Annotated in this window: 26 protein-coding genes; 15 read left to right on the top strand and 11 right to left on the bottom strand. The window is 74.4% G+C overall.

Translation table 11 applies throughout. The features are described from left to right. The first annotated feature begins 165 nt into the window (after window positions 1-165). From GA0070609_RS18430 to GA0070609_RS18420, 3 genes are read left to right on the top strand one after another with little or no spacing between them, the layout of a single operon-like run. Window positions 166-867 carry an SDR family oxidoreductase gene (locus tag GA0070609_RS18430; RefSeq protein WP_088994930.1) on the top strand — a complete coding sequence of 234 codons (702 nt, stop codon included), beginning with the start codon at window positions 166-168 and terminating at the stop codon, window positions 865-867. Beyond that, window positions 864-1,817 carry a glycosyltransferase family 9 protein gene (locus tag GA0070609_RS18425; protein ID WP_088994929.1) on the top strand — a complete coding sequence of 318 codons (954 nt, stop codon included), beginning with the start codon at window positions 864-866 and terminating at the stop codon, window positions 1,815-1,817. Before GA0070609_RS18430 ends, GA0070609_RS18425 begins: the two co-directional genes overlap by 4 nt. After that, window positions 1,801-2,784, top strand: a complete 984-nt coding sequence (locus GA0070609_RS18420; RefSeq protein ID WP_088994928.1) for a DNA topoisomerase IB — start codon at window positions 1,801-1,803, stop codon at window positions 2,782-2,784. Before GA0070609_RS18425 ends, GA0070609_RS18420 begins: the two co-directional genes overlap by 17 nt. Before the next feature lie 176 nt (window positions 2,785-2,960). Here GA0070609_RS18420 and GA0070609_RS18415 read toward each other — a convergent pair whose 3' ends face one another. From GA0070609_RS18415 to GA0070609_RS18405, 3 genes are all read right to left on the bottom strand, one after another. Further along, window positions 2,961-3,995, bottom strand: a complete 1,035-nt coding sequence (locus tag GA0070609_RS18415) for an AraC-like ligand-binding domain-containing protein (protein ID WP_088994927.1) — start codon at window positions 3,993-3,995, stop codon at window positions 2,961-2,963. Between the two features lie 90 nt (window positions 3,996-4,085). Further along, complete coding sequence (locus tag GA0070609_RS18410; protein ID WP_088994926.1) at window positions 4,086-5,090, bottom strand: AraC-like ligand-binding domain-containing protein; 1,005 nt, start codon at window positions 5,088-5,090, stop codon at window positions 4,086-4,088. A 136-nt stretch (window positions 5,091-5,226) separates the two neighbouring features. After that, the gene (locus GA0070609_RS18405; RefSeq protein ID WP_088994925.1) at window positions 5,227-5,979 is read right to left on the bottom strand and encodes a TetR/AcrR family transcriptional regulator; all 753 of its coding nucleotides are present in this window, start codon (window positions 5,977-5,979) and stop codon (window positions 5,227-5,229) included. Between the two features lie 96 nt (window positions 5,980-6,075). Between GA0070609_RS18405 and GA0070609_RS18400 the strand changes: the two genes are divergently transcribed. Both GA0070609_RS18400 and GA0070609_RS18395 read left to right on the top strand, forming a co-directional pair. Further along, window positions 6,076-7,038, top strand: coding sequence for an ATP-binding cassette domain-containing protein (locus tag GA0070609_RS18400; RefSeq protein ID WP_088994924.1), 963 nt, complete (start codon window positions 6,076-6,078; stop codon window positions 7,036-7,038). Further along, window positions 7,031-7,795, top strand: coding sequence for an ABC transporter permease (locus GA0070609_RS18395; RefSeq protein ID WP_088994923.1), 765 nt, complete (start codon window positions 7,031-7,033; stop codon window positions 7,793-7,795). The genes GA0070609_RS18400 and GA0070609_RS18395 overlap by 8 nt, the downstream gene beginning before the upstream one ends. Before the next feature lie 62 nt (window positions 7,796-7,857). Here GA0070609_RS18395 and GA0070609_RS18390 read toward each other — a convergent pair whose 3' ends face one another. The 4 genes from GA0070609_RS18390 to GA0070609_RS34905 all read right to left on the bottom strand — a co-directional run bounded on the left by GA0070609_RS18390 (window position 7,858) and on the right by GA0070609_RS34905 (window position 11,334). Continuing rightward, window positions 7,858-8,361, bottom strand: coding sequence for a hypothetical protein (locus GA0070609_RS18390; protein ID WP_088994922.1), 504 nt, complete (start codon window positions 8,359-8,361; stop codon window positions 7,858-7,860). 70 nt (window positions 8,362-8,431) lie between these two features. Beyond that, window positions 8,432-10,063 (bottom strand): RecQ family ATP-dependent DNA helicase, encoded by a 1,632-nt coding sequence (locus GA0070609_RS18385; RefSeq protein WP_088994921.1) that lies wholly within the window; start codon window positions 10,061-10,063, stop codon window positions 8,432-8,434. Between the two features lie 100 nt (window positions 10,064-10,163). Continuing rightward, window positions 10,164-11,114, bottom strand: coding sequence for a TIGR03557 family F420-dependent LLM class oxidoreductase (locus tag GA0070609_RS18380; RefSeq protein ID WP_088994920.1), 951 nt, complete (start codon window positions 11,112-11,114; stop codon window positions 10,164-10,166). Window positions 11,115-11,211: 97 nt separating this feature from the next. Further along, entirely contained in the window at window positions 11,212-11,334 is a 123-nt protein-coding gene (locus tag GA0070609_RS34905; RefSeq protein WP_255562330.1) for a hypothetical protein, read from the bottom strand. 138 nt (window positions 11,335-11,472) lie between these two features. Here GA0070609_RS34905 and GA0070609_RS18375 point away from each other — a divergent pair, with 138 nt between their 5' ends. Then, window positions 11,473-12,969, top strand: a complete 1,497-nt coding sequence (locus GA0070609_RS18375; protein ID WP_088994919.1) for a glycoside hydrolase family 3 protein — start codon at window positions 11,473-11,475, stop codon at window positions 12,967-12,969. 44 nt (window positions 12,970-13,013) lie between these two features. Here GA0070609_RS18375 and GA0070609_RS18370 read toward each other — a convergent pair whose 3' ends face one another. Both GA0070609_RS18370 and GA0070609_RS18365 read right to left on the bottom strand, forming a co-directional pair. Further along, on the bottom strand, window positions 13,014-13,301 hold the full coding sequence (locus tag GA0070609_RS18370; protein ID WP_088994918.1) for a GNAT family N-acetyltransferase: 288 nt from the start codon (window positions 13,299-13,301) through the stop codon (window positions 13,014-13,016). After that, the gene (locus tag GA0070609_RS18365; protein ID WP_088994917.1) at window positions 13,298-14,524 is read right to left on the bottom strand and encodes a cysteine desulfurase-like protein; all 1,227 of its coding nucleotides are present in this window, start codon (window positions 14,522-14,524) and stop codon (window positions 13,298-13,300) included. Before GA0070609_RS18365 ends, GA0070609_RS18370 begins: the two co-directional genes overlap by 4 nt. Before the next feature lie 119 nt (window positions 14,525-14,643). Here GA0070609_RS18365 and GA0070609_RS18360 point away from each other — a divergent pair, with 119 nt between their 5' ends. The 7 genes from GA0070609_RS18360 to GA0070609_RS18330 all read left to right on the top strand — a co-directional run bounded on the left by GA0070609_RS18360 (window position 14,644) and on the right by GA0070609_RS18330 (window position 19,018). Further along, on the top strand, window positions 14,644-15,009 hold the full coding sequence (locus GA0070609_RS18360) for a hypothetical protein (protein WP_088994916.1): 366 nt from the start codon (window positions 14,644-14,646) through the stop codon (window positions 15,007-15,009). Between the two features lie 61 nt (window positions 15,010-15,070). After that, window positions 15,071-15,892, top strand: coding sequence for a DUF1206 domain-containing protein (locus GA0070609_RS18355; protein ID WP_088994915.1), 822 nt, complete (start codon window positions 15,071-15,073; stop codon window positions 15,890-15,892). 79 nt (window positions 15,893-15,971) lie between these two features. After that, entirely contained in the window at window positions 15,972-17,168 is a 1,197-nt protein-coding gene (locus GA0070609_RS18350) for a mechanosensitive ion channel family protein (RefSeq protein WP_088994914.1), read from the top strand. 316 nt (window positions 17,169-17,484) lie between these two features. Then, window positions 17,485-17,919, top strand: coding sequence for a phage holin family protein (locus GA0070609_RS18345; protein ID WP_088994913.1), 435 nt, complete (start codon window positions 17,485-17,487; stop codon window positions 17,917-17,919). Further along, a complete protein-coding gene (locus GA0070609_RS18340) occupies window positions 17,916-18,260 on the top strand; it encodes a DUF3618 domain-containing protein (protein WP_088994912.1) in 345 nt (114 codons plus the stop codon). The genes GA0070609_RS18345 and GA0070609_RS18340 overlap by 4 nt, the downstream gene beginning before the upstream one ends. An 8-nt stretch (window positions 18,261-18,268) precedes the next feature. Next, entirely contained in the window at window positions 18,269-18,529 is a 261-nt protein-coding gene (locus GA0070609_RS18335) for a DUF4235 domain-containing protein (RefSeq protein ID WP_393350764.1), read from the top strand. Window positions 18,530-18,814: 285 nt separating this feature from the next. Beyond that, a complete protein-coding gene (locus tag GA0070609_RS18330) occupies window positions 18,815-19,018 on the top strand; it encodes a cold-shock protein (RefSeq protein WP_007075740.1) in 204 nt (67 codons plus the stop codon). 234 nt (window positions 19,019-19,252) lie between these two features. Here the strand turns inward: GA0070609_RS18330 and GA0070609_RS18325 are convergent, their stop codons facing one another. Next, the gene (locus GA0070609_RS18325) at window positions 19,253-19,447 is read right to left on the bottom strand and encodes a hypothetical protein (protein WP_088994910.1); all 195 of its coding nucleotides are present in this window, start codon (window positions 19,445-19,447) and stop codon (window positions 19,253-19,255) included. Between the two features lie 46 nt (window positions 19,448-19,493). After that, entirely contained in the window at window positions 19,494-20,477 is a 984-nt protein-coding gene (locus GA0070609_RS18320) for an aldo/keto reductase (protein WP_088994909.1), read from the bottom strand. 84 nt (window positions 20,478-20,561) lie between these two features. Between GA0070609_RS18320 and GA0070609_RS18315 the strand changes: the two genes are divergently transcribed. Together GA0070609_RS18315 and GA0070609_RS18310 are read left to right on the top strand one after the other, a co-directional pair. Next, the gene (locus GA0070609_RS18315) at window positions 20,562-21,356 is read left to right on the top strand and encodes a trans-aconitate 2-methyltransferase (protein WP_088994908.1); all 795 of its coding nucleotides are present in this window, start codon (window positions 20,562-20,564) and stop codon (window positions 21,354-21,356) included. Next, complete coding sequence (locus tag GA0070609_RS18310) at window positions 21,353-22,378, top strand: adenosine deaminase (RefSeq protein WP_088994907.1); 1,026 nt, start codon at window positions 21,353-21,355, stop codon at window positions 22,376-22,378. Before GA0070609_RS18315 ends, GA0070609_RS18310 begins: the two co-directional genes overlap by 4 nt. The last annotated feature ends 496 nt before the right edge of the window (window positions 22,379-22,874 follow it).

The raw sequence follows: 22,874 nt of genomic DNA, 5'->3' as shown, positions 1-22,874 counted from the left end.
CTGCGCCGCCTCGGCCGGGCATCCGGCCGCCGAGCACGGGCCGGAGGCCGGTCCGGCGTCGGGAGCGGCCGGTGCGCCACCGCCCGGCCCGGACCGGCGGCTCACCGACACCGTGCCGCCGACCGGGACGTCCGCCCGCCGGCCGACCTCGTCGGACGGGACCCGGTGAGCGGCGGGCCGCCCGGCGCCGGGCCGACCGTCCTGATCACGGGCGGGTCGAGCGGGCTGGGCGCGGCGGTGGTCACCGCGGTGGCGCGGGCCGGCGGCCGGCCGCTGGTGCTGGACCGGCGGCCGCCGGCGGACGGGGTGCCGTGGGTGGAGTGCGACCTGGCCGACACCCGGGCCGCCGAGGCCGCCACCCGCCAGTTGGCCGAACGCTCCGGTGGCCTGGACGCGGTGGTCACCGCGGCCGGTATCGACGTCCCCGGCAAACTCGCCGACGTCCCCGGCGAGACCTGGGACCGGATCGTCACCGTCGACCTGCTCGCCACCGCCGCAGTGGTCCGCGCCGCGCTGCCGTTCCTGCAGGCCTCCCGCGGCACCATCGTCACCGTCGCCTCCACCCTCGGCATCAAGGCCGTCAGCGACGCCACCGCCTACTGCGCCGCCAAGTTCGGCGTCGTCGGCTTCACCCGCGCCCTCGCCGCCGAACTCGCCGGCACCATCAGCGTCACCCTGCTCATCCCCGGCGGCATGCGCACCGCCTTCTTCGACGACCGCGACCCCACCTACCAACCCGGCCCCGACGCCCACCTCAACGACCCCGCCGACACCGCCAACGCCATCATGTTCGCCCTCACCCAACCCGCCGGCTGCGCCATCCGCGAAATGATCGTCTGCGCCGACCAAGAAACCAGCTACCCGTGATCCTCACCCTCCGCGCCCTCGGCGTCGGCGACCTCGCCACCGCCACACCCGCCCTCCGCGCCCTCCGCGCAACCCACCCCGACCACGAGATCACCCTCGCCGCACCGGGCTGGCTGGCCCCACTGGTCAACCTCATCGGCGGCATCGACCACCACCTCCACACCCCCGGCCTCGACCCCCTCACCTGGACCGGCCCACCCCCCGACATCGCCGTCAACCTGCACGGCCGCGGACCCCAGTCCCACCGCATGCTCGCCACCACCCGACCACGCCGACTGCTCGCCCACACCAACCCCGACGCCGGACACCATGACGGCCCCGCCTGGCGCGACGACGACCACGAGATCGACCGCTGGTGCCACCTACTGGCCTGGTACGACATCCCCACCGACCGCACCAACCTCGAACTGCACCGCCCCACCCCGGACGGAATCCCGACCGGGGTCACCGTGCTGCACCCGGGCTCCAAGATCGTGGCGAAACGATGGCCACCCGAGCGGTTCGCCGCGCTGGGCCGCGAGCTGACCGGCCGGGGGCACCGGGTGGTGGTGACCGGCAGTGCCGGCGAGCGGAGCGTCGCCGAACGGGTCGCGCGGCTGGCCGGTCTGCCGGGGGACGCGGTGCTGGCCGGCGAGACGAACCTCGGCGAGCTGGCCGCCCTGGTCGCGTACGCCCGGCTGGTGGTCAGCGGCGACACCGGCGTGGCGCACCTCGCCACCGGCTACCGCACCGCGTCGGTGGTGCTGTTCGGCCCGGTGGCCCCGGCCCGGTGGGGGCCGCCGCCGGACCGGCCGTGGCACCGGGTGATCTGGGCCGCGAGCAGGGATGACCCGGCGTGGGACGGGGTAGGAAGCCACCCGACGTTGGCGGCCGTCGGCGTCGACGAGGTGCTGGCCGCCGTGGACGAGGTGGAACGGGCGGTGCGGGTCTCCGGTGCGGTTGCGGCGTAGTGATCCGGGCAGGCCGGGGTACGGGCGTCGCCGGCGCGGCAAGGGCTGGCTCTTCGTCGACCCGGCCGGCCAGCCGGTCCGTGACCCCGACGAGCTGGCCCGGCTGCGCGAGCTGGTCATCCCGCCGGCCTGGCAGGACGTCTGGATCTCGCCGTACCCCAACGGGCACATCCAGGCGACCGGCATCGACGCGGCCGGGCGCAAGCAGTACCTCTACCACCCGGTCTGGCGGCAGCGGCGGGACGAGGCGAAGTTCGACCACGTGCTGGAGGTGGCCCGCCGGCTGCCGGTGCTGCGCAAGCGGGTGACGGAGGACCTGCACTGCCGGGGCCTGTGCCGGGACCGGGTGCTGGCCACGGTCACCCGGCTGCTGGACATGGGCATGTTCCGGGTCGGCAGCGACCAGTACGCGGCCGGCGACGACCCCACCTTCGGGGTGGCCACCCTGCGCCCGGAGCACGCCCGGTCCCGGGGCGGCTGCGTGGTCTTCGAGTTCCCGGCCAAGGGTGGCATCGAGCAGGTCCGCCGGATCGAGGATCCGGAGCTGTGCCGGGTGCTGATCAACCTGCGCCGCCGGCGCCGCCGGGCGGACCGGCTCTTCGGCTACTGGGACGGCCGGGACTGGCGGGACGTGCGCAGCGACGAGGTCAACGACTACCTGCGCGACGCCAGCGGCGGGGAGATGACCGCCAAGGACTTCCGTACCTGGCACGCCACCGTGCTGGCGGCCACCCAGCTCGCCACGGCTGGTACGCAGCGCTCCGCCACCGCCCGCAAGCGGGCGGTCGCCGCGGTGATGCGTGAGGTCGCCGAGCTGCTCGGCAACACCCCGACGGTGGCCCGCACCTCGTACGTGGACCCGCGGGTGGTCGACCTCTACCACGACGGCGTGCTGGTCCGGGTGGAGCGCGACGCGCCGCGCGAGCACGCCGAGCGGGTGGTGCTGGAGCTGTTGGAGGAGGCCTGACCGGCTCCGCCGACGGTCCTGGGGGAGGCGCGGCGGAGCCGGGGTCAGGACGTCCCGCCGGACGAGACACCGGGCGACCGCCCGCCGCCGCCACGGACGGCGGGCGCCTCGCCACGGCCCCCGTTCGCGGGCGACCGCGCCGGGCGGCAGCGCCGGCGGATCGACCGCGTCGGGGCTCAGTCTGCCGGGTCCGAGTTGACCGCGGGCGCCGAGCTGTTGACGATCCGTGCCGGCTCGGCCCGCGCGCTGCGCCAGGTCTGCGGCGCCATCCCATGGGTGGCCCGGAACACCCGACTGAAGTGGGCCTTGTCGCGGAAGCCCCAGCGCGCCGCGATGGCCTGGATCGGCTGCTGGCGCAGGGCCGGGTCGAGCAGGTCGTGGCGGCAGCGGGCCAGCCGCAGGTCGCGCACGTACCCGGCGACCGTGGACTCCTCCGCCTCGAAGAGCCGGTGCAGCGTCCGCAGCGAGATGTGGTGGGCGTCCGCGATGACCTGGGGACTCAGCGTCGCGTCGCCGAGGTGCCGCTGGACGTACGCCTGGATCTGGGTGAGCAGGGCCCGGCGGCGCACCTCGGCCGGGACGGCGTCCTCGGCCACCAGGTGCCGACCGAGCAGGGTGGACGCCAGGTCGAGCCCGATGGTGCCGAGCCGGGCGGCGTCGCTGGCGTGGTACTGCTCGGGGTGGGTGGTCACCTGGAGCAGGTACTGGGCCAGCAGCGCGCCGATCCCGTCGGTGCCGGACATCCGGCCGCCGAGCAGCGGGCTCAGCCGCTGCGGGGGCAGCGGCAGCGCGCTGTGCGGGATGATCGCCACGACCGAGTTCGCCAGCCGCCGCCCGTGGTCCGCGCCGTGATGGCTGACGTCGTGCGGGCGGGAGCCGTCGTAGAAGGTGAACTCGCCCGGCCGCAGGGTGCTGCGCCGGCCAGCCTGACTGGCCGCGCTCTCGCCGTCGACGGTCAGCGCCAGCAGGTAGCACTCCGGGTCCGACTGGCGGACCAGCTTGCCGGTGCGGGTGGCGTCCAGCGAGGGGTACCGGTAGGTGGCCAGCTGGATCGGCCCCAGGTCGACGAACTCGGCCCGGGCCGGGAAGTCGTGCGTGTGCTCGGTGCGGATCCGCAGCGGCGCCGTGGAGCGCGCGACCAGGTCGAGCCACATGCCGAACCGGTCGGCCGGCGCCACCACCGTGGTGTCGACGGTGCTCTGGTGCAGCATCCGCTCCTCCTCCCGTACGGCACCTTATTGTCCACGCCGGGGCCGCCCGCGCCGGGCCCGCTGCGGTTGACCATCCGTGCCGTCCGCGGGTCAGTCCGGCGGTGGCGAACCGCCCCGGTGCGACTCCCGGTACGCCCGCGGACTCAACCCGTACTCGGCCCGGAAGATCCGGCTGAAGTGTGCCTTGTCGGTGAACCCCCAGCGCCGGGCGATGAGGTGGACCGGCTGCTGGCGCAGCAGCGGATCGCCCAGCTCGCGCCGGCACCGGTGCAGCCGGCGGGTCCGGATCAGGCCGGCCACCGTCTCGTCCTCGGCCTGGAAGAGCCGGTGCAGCGTGCGGAGCGAGACGTGGTGGGCGTCGGCGACCAGTTGCGGACTCAGCGCCGGGTCGTCCAGGTGCCGCTCGATGAAGTCGCGGACCTGGCTCAGCAGCGCCCGCTGCCGGACGTCCACCGGCAGCCGGTCCTCGACGTCGAGGTGGCGGGCCAGCAGCGCGGAGATCAGGCTCACGGTGACCTCGGCCAGGTACGGCGCGTCGGCCGGACGGAACTGCTCGGGATGCCCGGTGACGTGGTGCAGGTGCCGGGCCAGGAGCAGGCCGGGACCGTCCGAGCCGGACATCCGGGCCGCGCTGAGGTGGGCCACCCGGTCCGGGTCGAGCGGCAGCAGCGTACGCGGGACGACGGCGGTGACCGCGCCGGCCGGGTCGGGTCCGCCGGCCGCCCCGGCGTGCTCCAGCGTGTGCGGGCGGCCCCAGTCGATCAGGGTGAAGTCGCCGACCGGTATCGCGGCCCCGCGCCGGCTGGCGCTGATCGACGACCGCCCGCTCACGGTCAGGGCGACCTGGAAGACCTCCGGATCCGCCTGGCGGATGAGCCGCGGGGTCCGCCGGCCGACCAGCGACTGGTACCGGAACCGGGTGAGCGCGACGGCGCCCAGGGCGACCGTGCGGGCCCGGCCGCGGAAGTCGTCGGCGTGGTCGCTGGTGAGGGCGACCGGCGCGGACGCCCGGCCGGCGAGCTCCACGAACAGCGGGAAGCGGTCGGCCGGTGACACCACTGTGGTGTCCACCATCTCGACCTGAAGTGCCGCCATCTGGATCTCCTTGCCTGGTCCCGGGACATTCTCGTCGAACCCGCCGGGCCGGGCCAGACGGCCCGACCACGCGGGGGGCCTGACCCTGCGGGCGGCCGGGCCACGCGGGCGGCCGTTCCATGCGGGCGGCCGGGACTCAGGCGGCGGACCGGGCCTGGACGAGGACCTCGATGCCGTCGAGCAACCGGTCGAGACCGAACCGCCACTCGGCGTCGAACTCCTCGGTGTCCTCGACGATCTCCTCGGTGAACAGTTGCCGGATCCCCGGGTAGGAGCCGCCCCGGGTGAGTCGTTCCAACTGCTGCCAGTAGCGCACGCCCAACTCCTCGGGGCTCTGCCCGGCCCGGGCCGCCGCCTCGGCGAGGTCGGCGGTGAGCGTCGCCCAGTTGCGGGCGTACCCGCTGACCAGCAGGACGGTGGAGACCCGTTCGTCGGCGCGCAGGCCGGTGCCGCGCAGCGCGGCCAGCCCGTGCTCCAGCCAGCGCACCCCGTTCGGGCCCATCGGCGGGCCACCGACCGGCACGTGCCGGATCCACGGGTGCCGCCGGATGGCCTCGATGTTCCCGGCGGCCCACCGGGCCAGCGCCGGCCGCCACCCCTCGTCCGGTCGGCGGGGCTCCGGCGGTGCCCCGTACGCGGCGTCCGCCATCAGTTCGAGCAGGTCGAGCTTGGCCGGCACGTAGCGGTAGAGCGACATCGTCGCCACGCCCAGTTCGCTCGCCACCCGGCTCATCGACACCGCGGCGAGACCGTCGGCCTCGGCGACCTTGATGCCGGCGGCGAGCACCTGCCCCAGGGTGAGGCTCCGCTTCGGCCCCTTGCCAGGGCGTTCGCGTAGGCCCCAGGCGAGCTCGATGCTCTCGGGCAGGTCGACGTCGGAGTCGCTCATCCTCACCTCTCGGTCCGGGCTTGACCGCCATCCTAGCTTCTGCGTATGGTCTACGCAGTAAAGCGTATGACATACGCAGAACACGGAGGGTGAGACATGACAGCGCCTCCGGCGGTGGAGACCGTCGACCTCTGCAAGTCGTACGGCGGCGTCGCCGTACTCGACCGGCTGACCATGCGGGTCGCCCGGGGCACCGTCCACGCGCTGCTCGGCCCGAACGGGGCCGGCAAGACCACCACGGTGCGGATCCTGGCCACCCTGACCGCGCCGGACGGCGGCACCGCCCGGGTGGACGGGCACGACGTGGTCCGTGAGCAGCGACGGGTACGGCGGGTGATCAGCCTCGCCGGCCAGCACGCGGCGCTCGACGACGGCCAGACCGGCCGGGAGAACCTGGAGATGATGGCCCGGCTGGCCGGGCGGAGCCGGGCCGGGGCCCGCCGGCGGGCGGCCGAACTGCTGGAGCGGTTCGACCTGGTCGACGCGGCCGGCCGCCGGGTCGCCACCTACTCCGGCGGGATGCGCCGCCGGCTCGACCTGGCCGCCAGCCTGGTCGGCGAACCCTCGGTGATCTTCCTCGACGAGCCGACCACCGGCCTGGACCCGCGCAGCCGGCAGGCGCTCTGGGACGTGGTCGGCGAACTGGCCGCGACCGGGGTGAGCGTGCTGCTCACCACTCAGTACCTGGAGGAGGCCGACCGGCTCGCCGACCGGGTCGCGGTGCTGCACGGCGGCCGGCTCGCCGCCGAGGGCACCGCCGCCGAGCTGAAGCACCGGTACGGGGCGCAGCGCCTGCAGCTGACCCTGCGCGACGCGGCCAGCTTCGCCGCGGTCGACCGGGGACTCGGCGACCGGGTGACCCACCGGGACCCGGCCCGGCGGGACCTGGAGGTGGCCACCGACGGCAGCGCGCCGGGCATCCGCGACCTGCTCGACGAGGTGGACCCGGACCGGCGGGCGGTGGCCGCGTTCACCGTGCGCAGCGCCACCCTCGACGACGTCTTCCTCACCCTCACCGGGCGACCGGTGACCGCCGACCGGGAGGTCGCCCATGTCTGAGCTGACCGCGCGGCGCGCCGGCACCACCGTGATGATCGGCCGCTGCGTACGGCTCTCCCGGCGCAACGTCGACGCGCTGCTCACGTCGCTGCTGCTGCCGGTGATCCTGATGGTGCTCTTCGTCTACCTCTTCGGCGGCGCGATCGACACCGGCACCGCGTACGTCACCTACGTGGTCCCCGGCGTGCTGCTGCTCTGCGCCGGCTTCGGCGCGGCCGGCACGGCGGTGAGCGTGACCACGGACCTCACCAACGGCGTGGTGGAGCGGTTCCGCACCATGGACGTCAGCGCCACCGCGATCCTCGCCGGCCACGTGGTGGCCAGCGTGGCGCGCAACCTGGTCTCCACCGTGCTGGTGCTCGCGGTCGCGGTCGCCATCGGCTTCCGGCCGACCCGCGACCCGCTGAACTGGCTGGCCGCCCTCGGCGTGCTGCTGCTGTTCCTGCTGGCCGTCTCCTGGCTGTCGGCGGCGTTCGGGCTGCTGGCCCGCACGCCGGAGGCCGCCAGCGGGTTCACCTTCCTGGTGATGTTCCTGCCCTACCCGAGCAGCGCGTTCGTGCCGGTGGAGACGATGCCGGGCTGGCTGCGCGGGTTCGCCGACCACCAACCGGTCACCCCGGTCATCGAGACGCTGCGGGCGCTGTTGCTGGACACCCCGGCCGGCTCCGCGCCGGCCCGGGCGGTGGCCTGGTGCCTCGGCATCCTGCTGGTCGCGATGGCGCTCGCCGCGGTGCTGTTCCGGCGGCGGGTCGGCTGAGCCGGAGCACGGACGACGGCGGCGCCGGACCCTGGTCCGGCGCCGCCTGGGTACGTGCCCGGTCAGTCGTTGAGGACCTGCGCGAGCCGGTCCCGGAACCGCCGCTCGGAGGGGCTGACCGCGTCCCCGCCGAGGCCCAGGATGCCGCCGGTGGACGCCGCGCCCACCACCTGGTCGGCGATCTCCACCAGCCAGTGCTTGTACGCCCCGGCCTGCCCCTCGTCCACCCGCTGGGCCAGCAGCGCGGCGGCCGCCTTCGCCCGGCCCAGCACGTCGTCGATCATCGCCTGCGGGTCCGCCGGCTCGATGACCGGCAGTTCCTCGCCGGCCTCCGGGTCGCCGACCCGGGTGACGATCTCGCCGGCCACCGCCGCGACCAGCGGGCTGGCCGACTCGCGGCCGGCCGACACGGTCTCCAGCCCGGCCGCGTTCTCGGCCCTGGTGCGCCGGGTGCCGTCCGACTCGGCGGCGCTCGCCGCGGTCAGCACCGACTGCGGCAGGCCGACCAGCAGCCCCCACTCCTCGTCGGAGAAACCGAATCCGGTGTACGCCGGCTGCTCGATCACGGCAACGCCCCTTCCGCCTGTCCTGCTCGTCGTTCACGTCCGTGGGCCCGGCGACGGCGCCCGGCCCAGGCTAGTCCAGTGTCAACAGGCCCTGTTCGGACACCACGCTGACGGACAGGGTCTTGTACCCCACCTCGTCGAAGAGAACCGTCATCCGGTCGTCGTCGTAGCTGAGCACCAGCCCGGGCCCCCACTCCGGGTGGCGCACCTGGCTGTGCACCGGGAACGGCCCGACCGCCCCGTTGTCCGGCGTGCTGGTGCCGGCGTGGCAGTTGTCGCAGTGCCCGCAGACCTGGGTCATCTGCTCGCCGAAGTAGGCCAGCAGGGTCTGTCCCCGGCACGCGGTGGTCTCGGCGAAGGCCCGCATCATGTCGGTCCGGGACCGGGTGACGCTCTGCTGCCGCTCCGCCTCGGCCAGGGCGGCTGCCGCCGCGTCGACCGGGGTGGGCGAGTAGCGGGGCGCGCCGATCCGCTGCCGGCCATGCGGCTCGGCCGCGCCGATATGCTCCAGCAGGGCCAGGTACTGGCCGAGCTTGCGCGGTCCGAGGCCGGTCAGCTCGCGCAGCTCCTTCTTGCTGGTCGGCTTGCGGCGCAGCAGCGCGGCCAGGTCCCGCAGCTCGGTGGCGTCGGGCAGCCCACCGGTGAAGAACCGCTGCAGCCCGACGTCCTCGGCCTGCCAGAGCAGCAGCACCCGGGCCGGTTCGCCGTCCCGGCCGGCCCGGCCGATCTCCTGGAAGTAGCTGTCCGGCGAGTCGGGCAGTGCCATGTGGACCACCCAGGCGATGTTCGGCTTGTCGATGCCCATGCCGAACGCCGAGGTGGCCACCATGATCGGCACCCGGTCGGCGAGGAACGCCTCGTGCAGCTCGGCGCGGGCGCCGGCCGGCATGCCGCCGTGGTAGTACTGCGCCGGGAAACCGGCGTCGGTGAGCCGGGCGGCCAGCTCCTCGGCGGCGCGGCGGGTGGGCACGTAGATGATGCCGGGTCGCTGGTCGTCGCGGAGCAGGGCGATCAACCGCCGCCACCGGTAGTCCTCGGTGGGGCAGTGGGCAACCTCCAGGAACAGGTTGGGCCGGTCCAGCCCGGAGACCACCACCTCGGGGTCGCGCAGCCGCAGCCGGGTGACGAGGTCGTCGCGTACCGGCGGTGAGGCGGTGGCGGTCAGCGCGACCACCGGCGGCCGGCCGATGCCCTCGACGAGGTGGCCGAGCGCCAGGTAGTCGGGGCGGAAGTCGTGGCCCCAGGCGGAGATGCAGTGCGCCTCGTCGATCGCCACCAGGCCGGGGCGCAGCGACCGCACCTCGGCCATCCGGTCCGGGTTGGCGAGCTGTTCCGGGGTGATGAAGAGGAACTCCGCCCGGCCGGCGCGGATCTCGGCGATCGCCTCCGCCTGCTGGGCGGGCGACTCGTCCGAGCTGATCCGCACCGCGCGCAGCTCCGGCCGCTGGCGTTCGTTGAGCGCCGCGATCTGGTCCTGCTGCAGGGCGAGCAGTGGGGAGATCACCACCGTCGGGCCGGGGATCAGGCTCGCCGGGATCTGGTAGATCGCCGACTTGCCGGCCCCGGTGGGCAGCACCACCAGGGCGTCGCGTCGCTTCATCACCGCGCGCATGGCGGCCAGTTGGTTGGGGCGCAGCGCGGTCCAGCCGAACAGGCTGCGCGCCGCGCGGCGCAACGTCCTCGAGTGCGTGGTCAGCTTCATCGAGGGCCGGAGGTACCCGGGCTGATCACCGGCGAAACGCCGGTCCGGGGTGGCGTGAGCGGCGGGTCTACGACCGGTCCGGGACCGGGGTGGCCGCGGGTCAGCGCAGCCGGGGGAGCACCTCGCGCTGGTAGAGGTCGAACAGGCCGGCGGAGTTCGGGCCGGTGTTGGCCACGTAGACCTCGTCGAAACCGGCCTTGGCGTACTGGTCGATCATCTCCAGGTGCGCCTCGGCGCTGTTGCCGCAGACGAAGGACTCCTTCATCATCTCCGGCTTGACCAGCTGGGCGGCCTGCTCGAAGTGCCGCGGCGAGGGGAGTACCTGGGACAGCTCGCCCGGCACCCCGGCGTTCGGCCACCGCTCGTACGCGATGCGCATCCCCTCCTCCTCGCTGTCCGCGTACGCGGCCTTGAAGCCGGCCTGGCACGGCTTGGCGCCCCCGCCGCCGTCGCGGAACCGGCGGACCAGCTCGGCGTCGGGCATGGTGCTGACGTAGCCGTCGCCGATCCGGGCCGCCAGGTCGACCGCCTTCGGGCCGAAACCGGAGACGTAGACCTGCGGCGGGGTCTCCGGCAGCGTGTAGATCCGGGCGTGCTCGACGGTGTAGTGCCGGCCGTGGTGGTTGACGAAGCCGCCCTGCCACAGCTCGCGCATCACCGCGACCGCCTCCTCCAGCATCTCCAGCCGCACGTCGGTCTGCGGCCAGGCGTCACCGAGGATGTGCTCGTTGAGCGCCTCGCCGGAGCCCACGCCGAGCACGAACCGCCCGGAGTGCAGCACCGCGCTGGTCGCCGCCGCCTGGGCGAGCACCGCCGGGTGGATGCGCACGGTCGGGCAGGTGACCGCGGTGGTCACCGGCAGCCGGCAGACCTGGCTGAGCGCGCCGATCATCGACCAGACGAAGGGGCTCTGCCCCTGCGCGTCCACCCACGGGTGGTAGTGGTCGGAGATCCACAGTCCCTCGAAGCCGGCCCGCTCGGCGCCGCGCGCCTGCTCCAGCAGCTCGGCCGGCGTGAACTCCTCACAGGACAGGAAGTATCCGATCTTCATGGTTCCCCCTCGCCGCGTCGCGGTCGCGCACCTGGTCAACGAGGGAACCGGTACCCCGGCGGTCGCCGCCCACACCCGTGGCGCCCGCGGCCGGCGGTCAGCGCCGGAACATCGCCCGGATCGCGGCCAGCAGCAGCAGGCCGCCCACCACCACGCCGAGCAGGCGTACGCCGGGGACGTCGGCCGGGCTCGTCGCGTCGGCCAGCAGCGCGGGATCCATCCCCGCACTCTCCCCAGCCCGCGGCCGGAGGGCAACTGTAAGGTTTATTGACTATTTGACCGACCGGTGTGACCATGGCAGCACCGCCGGGTGGCGGGGCCGCCACGGGCGGTGCGGACGGGGGTAACGGGGGGCTGCATGATCGAGCGAACGGGCAACCTGGCGGCACTGGCATCCGCCGTCCTGCAGCCCGGATTCGTCGGCACCACCCCACCCCCCTGGATCTGCCGCTGGCTCGGCGAGGGCCTCGGCTCGGTGGTCCTCTTCGCCCGCAACGTGGTCGACCCGGCGCAGGTCGCCGCGCTCACCGCCACCCTGCGCGCCGAGCGGCCGGACGTCATCGTCGCGATCGACGAGGAGGCCGGCGACGTCACCCGGATCGAGTCCGGTCGGGGCAGCTCCCGGCCGGGCAACCACGCCCTGGGCGCGGTCGACGACCCGGCGCTGACCGAGGAGGTCGCCCGCGACCTGGGCGGGGAGCTGGCCGGGCTCGGGATCACCCTGGACTACGCCCCGGACGCGGACGTCAACTCCAACCCGGCGAACCCGGTGATCGGTGTCCGGTCGTTCGGCGCCGATCCGGCACTGGTCGCCCGGCACACCGCCGCCTGGGTCCGGGGTCTGCAGTCCGGCGGGGTGGCCGCCTGCGCGAAGCACTTCCCGGGGCACGGCGACACCCGGGTCGACTCGCACCACGACCTGCCCCGGATCACCGGCGACCGGGCCCGGCTGGACGCCGTGGAGCTGGCCCCGTTCCGGGCCGCGGTGGCCGCCGGGGTGCAGGCGGTGATGACCGGTCACCTGCTGGTTCCCGCGCTGGACCCGGAGCTGCCGGCCACCCTCAGCGACCGGATCCTCAGCGGCCTGCTCCGCGACGAGCTCGGCTTCAGCGGCGTGGTGGTCACCGACGCGGTCGAGATGCGCGCGGTCGCCGACCGGTACGGCTTCGCCGGCGCGGCGGTCCGCGCGCTCGCCGCCGGCGCCGACGCGATCTGCATCGGCGGTGAGCGGGCCGACGAGGCCGCCGCCCGGGAACTGCGGGACGCCATCGTCGCCGCGGTGGTCTCCGGCGAGCTACCCGAGGAGCGCCTCGCCGAGGCGGCCAAGCGGGTCGGCCAGCTCGCCGCCTGGACCGTCGCGGCCCGCGCCGACCGGCCGCCCCGGACCGCCACCGGCGCCGAGGGCTCGGCCGTCGGGCTGGCCGCCGCCCGCCGGGCGCTGCGGGTCACCACCACCCCGGCGGGTCGGGGCGCGCTGCCGCTGGCCGCCGCCGCGTACGTGGTGGAGCTCGAGCCGCCGCGCAACATCGCCATCGGCGCCGAGACCCCCTGGGGCATCGGCGCCCCGCTGGCCGACCTGCTGCCCGGCACCACCACCGTCCGCTACGCCGAGGCCACCGTGCCCGCCGACCCGACCGCCGCCGCGGCTGACCGGCCGGTCGTGCTGGTGGTGCGCGACCTGCACCGGCACGGCTGGATGCGGGCCGCGGTGGACCGGGCGCTGGCCGCCCGGCCGGACGCGGTGGTGGTGGAGCTGGGGGTGCCCGCCCTGGTCGCCGGGGCGGTGCACGTCGCCACGCACGGTGCCACCCGGGCCGGTGCCCGCGCCGCCGCCGACCTGCTCGCCGGCCGCTGACCAGCCGCCCGGACGGCCGCGCCGACGGGGCGGAGTGGAGCCGGTCAGGGGCGGGCGACGACCAGGTCGTTGTACTCGGGGTGGCGGTCGATGAAGGCGGCCATGAACGGGCACTGGGGCACCACCCGGCCGCCGCGCTCGCGCACCTGGTCCAGGGTCGCCCGGATCAGCGCCGCGCCGACACCCATGTTCTGGAACCGCGGTTCCACCTCGGTGTGGCTGAAGAGCAGCACCTCGCCGCGCGGGAGGTAGGCGGTGAACCCGGCCAGCGCGTCGTCGACCAGGATCTCGAAACGGTGCTTGGCGGGATTGTCCTCGACCAGGGTGCTCACCCGGCCATTCTGCCCCCGCCGTCGGCCAGCCGGCCCAGTTCGGTGAGCAACCGGTCCACCTCGTCGGCGGTGTTGTAGTGGTAGATGCTGGCCCGCACCGCCCCGCCGCTGTCGCGCAGCCCGAGCGCCTGGAAGTACTCGTAGGCGTAGTAGTCGCCGGCGGAGAGGCAGCAGCCCGCCGCACCCAGGGCGGCCTGGGTCCGCGCGGGGGAGAGCCCGTCGACCCGGAACGAAACCGTCGGGCAGCGGCGGGCCGGCGCGGCGAGCACCCGCACCCCGGGCAGTGCGGCCAGGCCGGCCAGCAGCCGGTCCAGCAGCGACTCCTCGTACGCCTGAGCGGCGGCGAGGCTGGCCCGCAGCCGCTCCCGGCGGGTGCCGGTGGCGGCCGGGTCCAGCCCGGCCAGGTGGTCCACCGCCGCGGCGACCCCGGCCAGCAACGGGAAGCTGGGGGTACCGAACTCGAAGCGGTCCGGCACGGCGTCCGAGGAGGGCACCAGCTTCGCCGGGCGCAGCCGCTCCCAGCGGGCCGGGTCGGCGGCCATCGCCGCCAGGTGCGGCCCGGACCACTTGTAGGCGCTGGTGACCAGGAAGTCGGCGCCCAGCGAGGCGAGGTCGGTGGGGCCGTGCGGCACCGCGTGCACCCCGTCGACGCAGACCAGGGCCCCCACCGCGTGCGCGGTCTTGGCGATCGCGGCCACGTCCGGGACGGTGCCGACGGCGTTGCTGCCAGCGGTCACCGCGACCAGCCGGGTCCGCTCGCCGACCAGGTCGGCGTACTGGCCGGCGGGCAGTTCGCCGGTGTCCCGGTCGAACTCCGCCCAGCGCACGGTGGCGCCGGCCGCCTCGGCGGCCTGCACCCACGGGCGCACGTTCGCGTCGTGGTCGAGCCGGGAGACCACCACCTCGTCGCGCGGTCGCCAGCCGGCGCCGAGCGTACGGGCCAGGGTGTAGGTGAGCGCGGTCGCGCTCGGGCCGAGCACCACCCCGTCGGGTTCCGCGCCGAGCAGGTCGGCCACCGCGGCGCGGGCCGTCGCCACCTGCTCCAGCGACCGCCGGCCGGGGGTGAACGCGGCGCTGCGGTTGCCGGTCGCCGCCCGCATCGCCGCGCTCACCGCGTCGATCACCGGGCCGGCGGTCTGGGTGCCTCCGGCTCCGTCGAAGTGGACGAAGCCCTCGGCCAGTGCGGGGTACGCGGCCCGGGTCCGGGCGATGTCGAACGGCATGCCCGGGACCCTAACCCGACCCGCGAGCAGCGGTCGCGCCGACCGGAGCGGGGCCGGCGGGCCGGCGGGTTGATCACCGCGGGCGGCCGGGGTCGCCGGTGTCTCGTACCCTTGGCCGGGTGACGAACCGACGCGTTGACTTTCCGCTGACCCCCACCCGCCGGGCCGCCGGCCTGCTGGCCGGCCTGGCGCTCGGCGTCGCCGTGCTGGCCGGTTGCAGCTCCGACGGCGCCTCCACCGACTGCGGGCTGGACGCCTGCACGGTCACCTTCGACCGCGGCGTCGACGCCAGCGCCACCATCCTCGGCGTCGAGGCGAAGCTGATCGGCGCACAGGGCGACCAGGTGACCGTCGAGGTCGCCGGCGAGCAGTTGACGCTCACCGTCGGCCAGCAGGCCGCCGAGGTCGGCGGCCTCGGGGTGACCGTGGACAGCGTCACCGACCAGGAGGTCAAGATCCGCGTTTCCCGCAACCCGGGGAGCTGACCGGGCCGGGGCGGCGGTGGCTCGACGTTTGGAAATCTTCGCGTTCGGAGATTGTGGCGCCATGTCACTCACCTGGAACGCGGAAGCCACCGCCGCCCGCACGGCGAACAGCCGGTGGCTCGAACTACTGGCCCGGGTCGGTTTCATCGGCTACGGCATCGTGCACCTGCTCTTCGCCTGGTTGGCGCTGCAGATCGCGTTCGGCAACTCCGCCGACGACGGCGACCAGTCCGGCGCGCTGCGTACCCTCGCCGCCCAGCCGCTGGGCAGGTTCCTGGTCGTCGCGATCGCCGTCGGCCTGCTCGCCATGGCCATCTGGCAGGCGCTGGAGGCGGCCGTCGGGCACCGCGTCGAGCGGGGCAAGGAACGGGTCTGGGAGCGGCTGGCGTCGCTCGGCCGGACCCTCGTCTACCTCTACTTCGCCTGGACCGCCTACAAGGTGTTCTCCGACGCCGGCTCGAACAGCGCCGACCAGCAGGAGGCGCTCACCGGGCGGGCGATGGAGTCCAGCGGCGGCCGCTGGCTGGTCGGGCTGGCCGGGCTGGTGCTCGCCGCGATCGGCGTCGGTCTGGTGATCTACGGGCTCGTCAAGCGCTTCGAGAAGCACCTCAAGCTCGGCGAGATGCGGCCCCGCACCCGGCAGTTGGCGCGCCGACTCGGCATCGCCGGCTACGTCGCCAAGGGCATCGCGTACGGCATCGCGGGCCTGCTGGTGATCGTGGCCGCGGTGAACTACGACCCGGAGAAGGCCCGTGGCCTGGACGCCGCGCTGCGTACGCTGCGCGAGCAGTCGTACGGCCAGGTCCTCCTCACCCTGGTCGCCCTCGGTATCGCCGCCTTCGGCATCTTCTGCTTCCTCCAGTCCCGCTACCGGAAGGTCTGAACTGGTCGATTCCGGGTCAGCCGGGCACCATTGGGCCTTTGCCCGTAGCACCACCGCCCGGTTGGAGGGAGCAGTACCTGTGCAGAGTTACCTCGGTACGATCGTCGCCGCGCTCGCCGCGGCGGCGATCGCACTCACCCTGGTCGAGGTGGTGCACCGGGTGATCCGCCGGCTCGGCCGGCGCTCGCTGCTGATGACCGAACTCACCGACCACGCGCACCGACCGTTCCAGGTGGTCGCCACGGTGCTCGCGGTCCAGTTCGCCGTCCGGTTCAGCACCGGGTACGCGGTCGGCACCGACTGGCGGCAGGTGCTGCTGCACCTGCTGGTGCTCGCGGTGATCGCCAGCGTGGCCTGGCTGGTCGCCGCGCTGCTGGTGGTGGTGGAGGACACCGCGCTCGCCCGGTTCCGGGTCGACGTGCCGGACAACCGGCACGCCCGCCGGGTGCGAACCCAGGTGGTGATGCTGCGCCGGCTGACCATCGCGGTGATCGTGGTGCTGGCCGTCGGCGTGATGCTGATGACCTTCCCCAGCGTGCGCGGCATCGGCGCCGGCGTGCTGACCTCGGCCGGTGTCGCCGGTGTGGTCGCCGCGCTGGCCGCGCAGAGCCTGCTGGGCAACGTCTTCGCCGGCCTCCAGCTCGCCTTCAGCGACGCGGTACGCCTCGACGACGTGGTCGTCGTCGAGGGGGAGTGGGGCCGGATCGAGGAGCTGACGCTGACCTACGTGGTGGTCCAGATCTGGGACGACCGGCGGCTCATCCTGCCCACCTCGTACTTCACCAGCACCCCGTTCCAGAACTGGACCCGCACCGAGGCGGCGGTGCTGGGCACCGCCGAGTTCGACGTGGACTGGGCGATCCCGGTGCAGGCGATGCGGGAGGAACTGCGCCGGCTGGTGGAGAGCAGCGACCTGTGGGACCGCCGGGTCTGTGTCCTCCAGGTGACCGACGCCACCGGCGGCACGATCACCGTCCGCGCGCTGGTCAGCGCCGCTGACGCGGGCAGCCTCTGGGACCTGCGCTGCCTGGTGCGCGAGCACCTGGTCGCCTGGGTGCGGGACCAGCGCCCGACCGCCCTGCCCCGGATGCGCGCCGAGGTCGGCGACGCCGGCGGCAGCCTGCCGTGGCAGTGGGTGCAGCCGCGCCGGCCGGTCCGCCGCCGGGTGGAGGGTGACCCGCCCGACGACGCCCGGGTGTTCGGCGGCAGCGACGACGGCGACGCGCGCAGCGAGGCGTTCGTCGGCCCGGAGGAACCGGTCGACGCCCGCCGCTGACCGCCACCGATCCGGACGAGCCCCCGGCCGCCCCGCGGCCGGGGGCTCGTCCGTGCGGCCCGGTCGTGACCTGACGGGGTGGGGGGCGTTGGGAGGGGTGGGCATGGATGGTGCCGCCTGCGCGGAGCGCGTCCATCCCGCCGGCTCGGGAAGTTTGACCGGGCGATTCGTGGGGACGCTGCGCGACGCCGTTGATCCCGCGCCGGCACCGGCCGGTTCCCGGGACGCGGTGGTCCGGGCCCTCCGGCGGTCGCACCCAGGATTGACGGGCGGCGACTCCGGGCATACAGCGCGGTGATGATGAAAGGAGGACAGCATGGCTGACGTGGCGAACGCCCGCACATCCCGCAACGGGAGCGAGCCGTCCACCGCCGAGCTGGTGCAGCGGGCCGCGGAGCAGGTCTCCCGGCTGGTCCGCGACGAGCTGGCACTGGCCCGGGCGGAGCTGGCCCAGAAGGGCAAGCACGCCGGCATCGGCATCGGCCTCTTCGGCGGTGGCGGGGCGCTGGCGCTCTACGGTCTCGGTGCCCTGGTCGCCACCGCGATCCTGCTGCTGGACCTGGCCATGCCCGCCTGGCTCGCCGCCCTGATCGTGGCGGTGGCGCTGTTCCTGGTGGCCGGCGTCCTCGCCCTGATCGGCAAGAAGCAGGTCAGCCGTGCGGTCCCGCCGGTGCCCGCGGCCACGGTGCGCAGCGTCCGGGCAGACGTGGACACCGTCGCCGCAGCGGTGAAGGACAGGGGACGGGGATGACCGGCAACGGCAGGGGCCCGGACACCGAGGCGCTCCGCGAGGAGATCCGGCGGACCCGGGTCGAGCTGGGCGAGACAATGGAGGCGTTGGCCGCGAAGGCCGACGTCAAGGCCCGCCTGCGGTCCTCGGCCGACCAGGCGAAGGAGCGGATGCGGGAGCAGGCGGCGCAGACCATGGCCCGGGTGCGCGGGCAGGCCACCCAGAAGGCGCAGGTCGCCCGGACCCAGGCGCAGGAGCGGAGCCAGGCGGTACGCCGCAACCCGGCGCCGCTCGCCGCGCTGGCGGCCGGCGCGGTGGCCGCCGCGATCGTGTTGTTGATCATCCGGGGGAGGCGTAGGTGAGCAGGAGTATCAACAGGGCCGCGTACAAGCCGGTCGGGGTCCTGCTGGGCCTCGCCGCCGGTACCGTCGCCGGCGCCATCTTCCGGCAGGTCTGGAAGCTGACCGCGGGCGACGGCGAGGCGCCCAGCGCCACCGACGAGGACCGCGGCTGGGGCGAGGTGCTGGCCGCGGCGGCGTTGCAGGGCGCCATCTTCGCGGTCGTCCGGGCCGCAGTGGACCGTGGCGGCGCGGTCGGCGTACGCCGGCTGACCGGCCACTGGCCGGACTGAGACGAGTTCGCGTGGGGCCCCCGAGCCGGTCGGTGAGGGGGCCTTTCGCATGGCGGTAAGCGCCCACCCAGCGGATCTCCGGCATCCGTCAGGTCACATGTCGGAGAATTTCGTCGGGTAGGCTGTGCAGAGTTTTTGCGTACGTGGTTTGCTGTTCCACGCTGTTGAGAGATGGCGTGGGTTGAGAGAAGTCTCCTTCGTGGGGGCCGCCTCAGGCACCGCTGCTCGAAAACGGCCAACCGGCCGCACGGCGTGCTCGGCCGCCAGTTTTAGAAGGAGATACACATGGCGCAGGGAACCGTGAAGTGGTTCAACGCTGACAAGGGCTTCGGCTTCATCACCGTCGACGGCGGGGGTGCTGACGTGTTCGTCCACTTCTCGGCCATCCAGACCAGCGGCTACCGCACGCTGGAGGAGAACCAGCGGGTGGAGTTCGAGATCGCCCAGGGCCAGAAGGGCCCGCAGGCTGAGCAGGTCCGCCCGATCTGAGCAGCGCCGGCCGGCGCCCGTCGGCCAGTGGGTGATCCGGCCCCTCGGATCGACGTGAAGCCCCGTATCCCCAGGGATACGGGGCTTTCCGCGTCTCCGGCGCGGTTGCGTCGGCGGCTCGTGCGCGCTCGGTCGGATCGCGGCTGGCCGGGTCGCGCCTGACCCGGTCGCGGTGGGCGGCGCGGCTTGCCGGATCGCGGTGGGCGGCGCGGGCTGGCCGGGTCGCGCGCCGGGTCAGCGCCGGCGGCGGGCGCGCAGGCCGAACCAGAGCACGACCAGTCCAACCAGGACGACCACCGGGCCGGCCACCGCCCAGACCCGCTGGTCGGTCATCACGCTGTCCTCGACGTACCCCAGGCCCTGCACCGTCCAGACCGCGCCGACGACCACGGCGAGCAGCCCGAGGGTGAGCCGGAACCAGCCCCTCACCGCCGTACCCCTGCCCGGACGCGGTTCCGGTCGGTGCCCGCCGTGCTCACCACCGGTCGTGCACCCGCGGCCGGATCAGCTCGTCGTAGACCTCCCGTACGGCGGCCTGCTCGGCCGCCGACAGCGGCGCCAGGCCGGCCACGGCGGCGTTGCGCCCGGCCTGCCCGGCGTCCCGGGCACCGGGGATGACCACGGTGACCCCGGGCTGGTCGACGACCCAGCGCAGCGCGAACTGCGCCATCGTGCGGTCCGCGCCGACCAGCGGCACCAGCCGGCGTACGGCTTCCAGCCCCAGCTCGAAGTCGACCCCGGAGAACGTCTCGCCGACGTCGAACGCCTCGCCGTGCCGGTTGTAGCTGCGGTGGTCGTCGGGGGCGAAGGTGGTGTGCTCGTCGTAGCGGCCGGAGAGCAGCCCGCTGGCCAGCGGCACCCGGGCGATGATGCCCACCCCGGCGGCTGCGGCGGCCGGCAGCACCCGCTCCAGCGGCTTGAGCCGCAGCGCGTTGAGGATGATCTGCACGCTCGCCACGCCGGGCCGGGCGATCGCGGTGAGCGCCTGGTCGCAGGTCTCCACGCTGACCCCGTAGCCGGCGATCCGCTTCTCGGCGACCAGGGTGTCCAGCGCGTCGAAGACCTTGTCGTCGGCGAAGACGGCGGTCGGCGGGCAGTGCAACTGCACCAGGTCGAGGGTGTCCATTCCGAGGTTGGCCCGAGACCGGTCGGTCCACGCGCGAAAGTTCGCCAGGGTGTACGCCTCGGGCGTCTGCGGCACCCGCCGGCCTATCTTGGTGGCCACGGTCAGCCCGGCGTCCGGGTGGTCGCGCAGGAACCGGCCGATCAGCTGCTCGCTGCGCCCGTCGCCGTAGACGTCGGCGGTGTCCAGGAAGGTCACGCCGGCCTCGACGGCGGCGGTCAGCACACCCATCGCGTCGTCCTCGCTGACCGTGCCCCAGTCGGCGCCGAGCTGCCAGGCGCCGAGGCCGATCACGCCGACGTCCCGGCCGAGCCGGTGGAAGGTGCGCTGCTCCATACCGGAGAGCCTAGTGAGACTCTTGCCGGCCCGCTCAACCACCCGTACCGTTAACAAGACGGACGTACGGTTTGGGAGGCTGGCATGTGGGATCCGACGACGTACCTGCGCTACGGCGACGAGCGCTCCCGGCCGTTCCACGACCTGCTGGCCCGGGTGGCGGCCGACCGGCCGCGTGCGGTGGTCGACCTCGGCTGTGGGCCCGGCCGGCTGACCGCCACCCTGGCCACCCGCTGGCCGGCCAGCCGGGTGGTCGGGCTGGACTCGTCGCCCGAGATGATCGAACGGGCCGCCGACCTGGCCGCCCCGGTCGGCTTCGCCGTCGCCGACGTGCGGGACTGGCGTCCCGACCCGGATGTGGACGTGGTGGTGGCCAACGCGGTGCTCCAGTGGGTCCCCAGCCACCAGGAGCTGCTCACCCGCTGGGCCCGGGAACTGCCCGCCGCGGCGTGGCTGGCCGTACAGGTGCCGGGAAACTTCGACGCTCCCTCGCACCGGGCGCTGCGCGAGGTCGCCGGCCGTCCGGCCTGGCGCGCCGAGCTGGCCCCGCTACTGCGCGAGGCCCCGGTGGACGACCCGGTCGACTACGCCCGGCTGCTGACCGGTGCCGGCTGCGCGGTGGACGCCTGGGAGACTACCTACGTGCACCTGCTGCCGGCCCGCGCCGACGCGGACCACCCCGTACTGGCCTGGATGGAGGGGACCGCGCTGCGCCCCGTCCGGGCCGCCCTGGACGCCGCCGGGTGGGCGGACTTCCGGGCCGAGCTGGGGGTACGCCTCGCGCAGGCGTACCCGGTGCGGCAGGGTCAGGTGTACTTCCCGTTCCGCCGCGTCTTCGTCGTGGCCCGTACCGGCGCCCGTGCCGAGGAGAACCTGTGACCGACCTGCCCACGTTCATCGCCGGACTGCCCAAGGTGGAGCTGCACGTGCACCACGTCGGCTCCGCCTCGCCCCGGATCGTCGCCGAGCTGGCCGCCCGCCACGAGGGGCGCAGCCCGGTGCCGGCCGACCCGGCGGCGCTGGCCGACTACTTCGCGTTCCGCGACTTCGCCCACTTCATCGAGGTCTACCTCACCGTCGTGGACCTGATCCGGGACCAGGACGACGTCTGGCTGCTCACCCACGAGGTGGCCCGGGAGCTGGCCCGCCAGCAGGTCCGCTACGCCGAGCTGACCGTCACGCCCTACTCGCACGTGCACCGGGGAATCCCGGCGCCGGCGTTCTGCGAGGCGATCGAGGACGCCCGCAAGCGGGCCGCCGCGGACTTCGGCATCGAGCTGCGCTGGTGCTTCGACATCCCGGGCGAGGCCGGCCTGCCGGCGGCCGAGGAGACCCTGCGGATCAGCCTGGCGGAGAAGCCGGACGGGCTGATCAGCTTCGGCCTGGGCGGCCCCGAGATCGGCGTGCCGCGGCCGCAGTTCAAGCCGTACTTCGACCAGGCCCGGGCGGCCGGGCTGCGGTCGGTGCCGCACGCCGGGGAGACCACCGGCCCGCAGACCGTCTGGGACGCGCTGCGCGACCTCGGCGCGGAGCGGATCGGGCACGGCATCTCCGCCGCGCAGGACCCGGAGCTGCTCAGCCACCTGGCCGAGCGGCAGATCGCGCTGGAGGTCTGCCCGACCTCGAACGTCCGCACCCGGGCCGTGGCCAGCCTCGACGAGCACCCGCTGCGGCAGCTGGTCGAGGCCGGGCTGCTGGTCACCATCAACTCCGACGACCCGCCGATGTTCGGCACCACCCTCAACGACGAGTACGCGGTCGCGGCCTGGCTGCTGGACGTCGGCCCGGAGGGGCTGGCCGCGTTGGCCCGCAACGCGGTGACCGCCTCGTTCCTCGACCCGGCCGGAAAGCAGCGGATCGACGCCGAGATCGACGCCTACCTGGCCACCCACCGTCACTGACCGGCCCCCGCCGCACCCTCCACCGCCCGCCGCGGCGGTCGTCCGAACCCCTGCGGTCCCAGCCGGGACCGAGCGACATCCTGCCCGGACGCCGGCCAAGAGCGGGAGAACTTGCCCGGATCCCGGCCAAGATCGCGCTACAACCAGGATGTAGTGGCCTCCCGACGGGAGGCCACTACATCCATGTTCGAGCGCGATCTTCCTCGGCACGGCCGGCGCGGGACGGCCGGGTGGAACGGGGAGGAGGTGGGCGCGCGGCGGGAGCAGGTGTGGGGGGACCGTTTCTCCCGCCGCGCGCACGGCTCCACCGGCGGTGGGTGCACGGGGCAACATCCGGTGGAACTGATGGGTTCGTACCTGAATCGTGGCAGTCCCAGGCCGGCGCCGCGGCGTCGTTAACCGAGACCTAAGGAAGACTTGCGCCGGCCCACAGCCGGCCACCGGCCAATCCCGGCCGCGGCCGGCGACCGCGTTCGTGCGGCGATTCGGTAGCCGA

The organism is Micromonospora echinaurantiaca (genome assembly GCF_900090235.1).
Lineage (GTDB): Bacteria > Actinomycetota > Actinomycetes > Mycobacteriales > Micromonosporaceae > Micromonospora > Micromonospora echinaurantiaca.
The sequence above is the reverse complement of the archived record's forward strand: the minus strand, read 5'-3'. Positions and strand labels throughout refer to the sequence as shown.

Excerpts from the sequence above, each read along its gene's own strand:
- GA0070609_RS34905 (WP_255562330.1), bottom strand. The coding sequence starts at position 11,334 with ATGGATCCCGCGCTGCTGGCCGACGCGACGAGCCCGGCCGACGTCCCC.
- GA0070609_RS18375 (WP_088994919.1), top strand. The coding sequence starts at position 11,473 with ATGATCGAGCGAACGGGCAACCTGGCGGCACTGGCATCCGCCGTCCTG.
- GA0070609_RS18395 (WP_088994923.1), top strand. The coding sequence starts at position 7,031 with ATGTCTGAGCTGACCGCGCGGCGCGCCGGCACCACCGTGATGATCGGC.
- GA0070609_RS18380 (WP_088994920.1), bottom strand. The coding sequence starts at position 11,114 with ATGAAGATCGGATACTTCCTGTCCTGTGAGGAGTTCACGCCGGCCGAG.
- GA0070609_RS18365 (WP_088994917.1), bottom strand. The coding sequence starts at position 14,524 with ATGCCGTTCGACATCGCCCGGACCCGGGCCGCGTACCCCGCACTGGCC.
- GA0070609_RS18410 (WP_088994926.1), bottom strand. The coding sequence starts at position 5,090 with ATGGCGGCACTTCAGGTCGAGATGGTGGACACCACAGTGGTGTCACCG.
- GA0070609_RS18330 (WP_007075740.1), top strand. The coding sequence starts at position 18,815 with ATGGCGCAGGGAACCGTGAAGTGGTTCAACGCTGACAAGGGCTTCGGC.
- GA0070609_RS18400 (WP_088994924.1), top strand. The coding sequence starts at position 6,076 with ATGACAGCGCCTCCGGCGGTGGAGACCGTCGACCTCTGCAAGTCGTAC.
- GA0070609_RS18355 (WP_088994915.1), top strand. The coding sequence starts at position 15,071 with ATGTCACTCACCTGGAACGCGGAAGCCACCGCCGCCCGCACGGCGAAC.
- GA0070609_RS18320 (WP_088994909.1), bottom strand. The coding sequence starts at position 20,477 with ATGGAGCAGCGCACCTTCCACCGGCTCGGCCGGGACGTCGGCGTGATC.
- GA0070609_RS18385 (WP_088994921.1), bottom strand. The coding sequence starts at position 10,063 with ATGAAGCTGACCACGCACTCGAGGACGTTGCGCCGCGCGGCGCGCAGC.
- GA0070609_RS18345 (WP_088994913.1), top strand. The coding sequence starts at position 17,485 with ATGGCTGACGTGGCGAACGCCCGCACATCCCGCAACGGGAGCGAGCCG.
- GA0070609_RS18415 (WP_088994927.1), bottom strand. The coding sequence starts at position 3,995 with ATGCTGCACCAGAGCACCGTCGACACCACGGTGGTGGCGCCGGCCGAC.
- GA0070609_RS18315 (WP_088994908.1), top strand. The coding sequence starts at position 20,562 with ATGTGGGATCCGACGACGTACCTGCGCTACGGCGACGAGCGCTCCCGG.
- GA0070609_RS18340 (WP_088994912.1), top strand. The coding sequence starts at position 17,916 with ATGACCGGCAACGGCAGGGGCCCGGACACCGAGGCGCTCCGCGAGGAG.
- GA0070609_RS18405 (WP_088994925.1), bottom strand. The coding sequence starts at position 5,979 with ATGAGCGACTCCGACGTCGACCTGCCCGAGAGCATCGAGCTCGCCTGG.